This window comes from Leptospira kanakyensis (assembly GCF_004769235.1).
In the GTDB taxonomy this organism is placed as follows: domain Bacteria; phylum Spirochaetota; class Leptospiria; order Leptospirales; family Leptospiraceae; genus Leptospira_A; species Leptospira_A kanakyensis.
Genome location: NZ_RQFG01000027.1, coordinates 1 through 467 on the forward strand (window position 1 = coordinate 1; position 467 = coordinate 467).

Annotated in this window: 1 protein-coding gene; it reads right to left on the reverse strand. The window is 40.0% G+C overall.

Translation table 11 applies throughout. The features are described 5' to 3' along the window. Nucleotides 1–250: 250 nt before the first annotated feature. Nucleotides 251–467: helix-turn-helix domain-containing protein (locus EHQ16_RS19440; RefSeq protein ID WP_135638930.1), on the reverse strand; the 217-nt coding region annotated here is incomplete at its 5' end.

Genomic DNA, 467 nt, shown 5'->3' on the forward strand with positions numbered 1-467 from the left:
AGAGTTGGTATCCTATTTTTCTATGTCAAAACAGTCATAAAGATATGATTTGGGTCATTACGTATAACGAACTAGGCTAATCGACGTTCCTCGTAGCTGAGCCTCTGAAGGAGGCGTTAGCGTCGGCGCGTCTTCTTGCAGAGCAAGAAGCGTGACGGAGAGGAATGTGGCGTAGCCCAAACGAGGCCGGCAGTGCCGAAGTGCAGCGATTCGCCGTTGTTATACGAAGTCGCAAAGTTAGAGTTAAATTTTAAATAAAAACAGATGGGGAGATTTTGAACTTTTCTGCTAATGCTTTAATTTGTCTAACGTTCAAGTCTCTTTTTCCGTTTAGAATTTCTGAAACAACACCTTGGCTACCCAAAATATTTAAATCTTTTTGGGTTAAGTTGTTTTCTTCCATAAGAAACTTTAAGACTTCGATTGGTTCAGCATTTGGTTGTATAAAGTGATCGTTTTCATATTCT